General features: G+C 29.7%; 3 protein-coding genes. 1 reads left to right on the forward strand and 2 read right to left on the reverse strand.

The window, feature by feature from the left end; translation table 11 throughout:
- Positions 1 to 124: 124 nt before the first annotated feature.
- A complete protein-coding gene (locus E6248_RS14210) occupies positions 125 to 1075 on the reverse strand; it encodes an SPFH domain-containing protein (RefSeq protein WP_316341438.1) in 951 nt (316 codons plus the stop codon).
- A gap of 3 nt (positions 1076 to 1078) precedes the next feature.
- Positions 1079 to 1507, reverse strand: a complete 429-nt coding sequence (locus tag E6248_RS14215; RefSeq protein ID WP_316341439.1) for an NfeD family protein — start codon at positions 1505 to 1507, stop codon at positions 1079 to 1081.
- A 301-nt stretch (positions 1508 to 1808) separates the two neighbouring features.
- Here E6248_RS14215 and E6248_RS14220 point away from each other — a divergent pair, with 301 nt between their 5' ends.
- A complete protein-coding gene (locus E6248_RS14220) occupies positions 1809 to 3713 on the forward strand; it encodes an NAD(+) synthase (protein ID WP_316341440.1) in 1905 nt (634 codons plus the stop codon).
- Positions 3714 to 3909: the final 196 nt, after the last annotated feature.

Here is a 3909-nt window from a genome sequence, read left to right on the forward strand (position 1 = left end):
ATATTCCATTAATAATAAATATTAATAAATTCCTATTTTAATCTAAACTAAAGAAAGACTGTGACATAGTAAGGAATTAAACTCCTACTGCCACAGTCTATTCTATAAGTTTTATATCTTAAGTTTATTTATCTCCCTTTAGCATTTCGCCTATTGCTGCTATGCTTCCAAGAGAAGATAGTGTTTCATTTGGTAATATAAGCTTATTAGCAGGGTTATTAGCCATTTCTTTAAGGGCTTCAACTTGCTTTAATGCTATAACAGTTTCATTAGTACCTGATTCAATAATTGCTTGGTTTACTTTTCTAATAGCTTCTGCTTCTGCTATAGATATTTCTTCTATAGCCTTAGCCTTACCTTCTGCTTCAAGTAATTGAGATTCTTTTAATCCTTCAGCTCTTCTTATGTTAGCTTCTTTTTCGGCTTCTGCTGCAAGTATCTTAGATCTCTTTTCACCTTCAGCCTTTTCTATTTGTGATTGTCTTTGACCTTCAGCTTCAAGAATCATAGCTCTTTTATTTCTTTCTGCTTTCATTTGCTTTTCCATTGCTTCTTGAATTTCAGTTGGCGGTATTATATTCTTAATTTCTACTGAAAGAATTTTAATACCATATGCATCTGTAACTTCATCTATTATACTTAATAAGTCTTGGTTAATCTTATCTCTACCAGACAATATTTCGTCTAATGACATATTACCTAAAATATTTCTCATATTAGTAGTTGCTGAATAAACAATACCTGATCTAAAGTCTTCTATATTATAAACAGCATCTTTTGCATTAAGTAACTTATAGAAGATAACATTATCAACTGATATCTTAACATTATCCTTAGTAATTACTGATTGTGGTGGTACATCTAAAATTTGTTGCTTTGTTGAAACTCTCTTTCTAACAAAATCTACAAATGGAATCATAAAGTGCCATCCTGGCTCTAATGTCTTATGATATTGTCCAAACCTTTCTACTACATATAAATATCCTGTATTAACAATTTTAATTGATGATAAAATAGTAATTAATACAAATAAAATTACTACTGAAGTTATTACTAATCCTACAATTTTATCCATTTATTATTCCCCCTCTTTTTTTATGGTTAATTTTATTCCGTCTATGCCAATAATTTTGAAATACTCCCCTTTTTTAATTTCATCTCCATGGTTTAAAACAGTCCAGTAAATTCCATCTACTTTTGCTTTTGCTTTATCTTTAATGTCTTCTTCCGCTTCCATAACTCTTCCTATATAAGTCTCCTCCATTAATGGAGTTCTCTCAACAGCTTTCTTAAACTTTTTCTTAGCCCAAGGATACCCTAAAGAAACAGTTATTAAGTTTATAACTAGGAAAATCACTACTTGAATACCAAAGGATACTCCAAGTAACTCACCTATCATAGCAGCAAGAGCCCCAACTGCAAACCAAACAAATAAAAAATTACTAGTTATGATATCTATAGTTATTACTCCAGCTGCTACTATTATCCAAAATATTACTGCACCCATTATTTCCCCTCCTTTTTATTTTATTATATCACTATTTCATAATTATTGTATTTCCTAAGTGATGATTTTATTATACTATACATTTTAACCTTTTACAATATCTTTTTTACCCTTTTATAGGTTATCATATACCTTTTATCTGTATTCTTTTTAATTTTATTAGTATTTTCCATTCTTTTCTTCTCTTTTCATTGATTTTCTATTGTTTTCCTCTTATTATTTAAATAGTATATATCTTTGAATTTATTATATAAAAAGAGTTAAAATAATATTAACTAATTTTTTAGATTGGAGAGATTTTATGAATTTTATAAAGGTAGCTGCAGCATGTCCTGTAACTCGTGTAGCAGATATAGAATATAACTTAGATAATATATTAAAATGTTTAGACGAAGCTGACAAAAATTATGCAAAAGCAATAATTTTTCCAGAGCTATGTATTACATCTTATAGCTGTGGTGATTTATTTATGCAATATAATCTTTTAAATGGGGCAAATTTAGCTATAAAAAAAATAGTTGAAGAAAGTTCTGATTTAGATATGTTAATTGCTGTAGGAGCTCCATTAAATTACAAAAACGTATTATATAATTGTGCCTATATTATATTTAATGGAAAACTACTGGGAATAGTTCCAAAATCCTATATTCCAAACTATAGTGAATTTTATGAAAAACGTTGGTTTAGTGAAGGCCTTGGATTAATTGATGAAAAGGTAGATTTTGAATTTCAAAAAGAAGTACCTTTTGGAACTAATTTAATATTTAAATCTGGTACATATTGTTTTGGTTTCGAAGTTTGTGAGGACCTTTGGGTTACTATTCCCCCAAGTTCTTATCTTTCATTACTTGGAGCAAATATTATAGGAAATTTATCTGCTTCAAATGAACTAGTAAGTAAAAAAGACTACAGAGAAGCTCTAATTTCTAATCAAAGTGCTAGATCTATGTCTGCATATATTTATTCTTCTGCAGGAGTCCATGAATCTACTACTGATTTATTATTTAGTGGACACTTACTGATTGCTGAAAATGGAAGTATGCTTAAGGAAAATAATAGGTTCCAAAGAGAAAATGAAATAATATATTCTGATATAGATGTATTTAAACTTAACAGCGAAAGACTTAAGAATATCAGCTTTAGGGATGCTTCAAGAATAGTACCCTTTGAAGCCAATATTATAAATTTTGAATACAAGGAAAATAAAATAATTGTCTTTGATAGATACATTGATAAACATCCTTTTGTTCCTTCAAATACTAAGCTTAGAGAAGAAAGATGTAAAGAAATCTTTAATATTCAAGCTTCTGCCTTAGCAAAAAGACTTGAACATACTAATTTAAAGAAAGCTGTAATAGGCATATCTGGTGGACTTGACTCTACTTTAGCATTACTTGTAGTAGTTAAAACATTCAAATTATTAGGTATAGATAATAAAAATATTGTTACTATAACTATGCCTGGTTTCGGAACTACAGATAGGACTTATAATAATGCATTAACTTTATGCAAAGAACTTGGCTGTGATTTAAGAGAAATTAATATTGTTAAAGCTGCACTTCAACATTTTGAAGATATAGGTCATGATAAAAATATCCATGATGTGACTTATGAAAATGTTCAAGCAAGAGAAAGAACTCAAATATTAATGGATTTAGCTAATAAAGAAGGTGGATTATTAATTGGTACTGGGGATCTTTCAGAACTAGCCCTTGGGTGGTGTACTTACAACGGAGATCATATGAGTATGTACTCTGTAAATCCATCAATTCCTAAGACACTAGTTAGATATTTAGTTAGATATGTTGCTGAAAAAGAATCTACTAATGAAGTATCAGAAACTCTACTAGATATTTTAGATACTCCTGTAAGTCCTGAACTATTACCAAAGAGCGACAAAGGAGAAATTGTTCAAAAAACTGAAGATATAGTTGGTCCATATGAACTCCATGACTTTTATCTATATCACTTTATAAAAAATGGCTCCTCAAAAGAAAGAATATTATTCTTAGCAAAAGAAGCCTTTAAAGATGATTATAGTGAAGAAGAAATAAAAAAATGGTTAGATAAGTTTATTTATAGATTCTTTACTCAACAATTTAAAAGAAGTGCATTACCTGATGGACCTAAAGTTGGTAGTATATCTCTAAGTCCTCGTGGCGATTGGAGAATGCCATCGGACGCATCCTTCAACACTTTTAAATAGAATTAAAATGAAAAGAAAAATAGAGTATGCTTATGGAGCATACTCTATTTTTCTTAACTAACCAGTACTTACCATTTAAAATGCCCAACTGAAAATTTAGTCATGTACCACCAGCTTAGCTGGTGGCTTGATTAAGCCCTATAAGGGCATGATACTGGCGGCACTACTCGTGCTCTGAATAACTGCCAATCGCAAA

This window comes from Clostridium sp., from assembly GCF_032552055.1.
In the GTDB taxonomy this organism is placed as follows: Bacteria; Bacillota; Clostridia; order Clostridiales; family Clostridiaceae; genus Clostridium.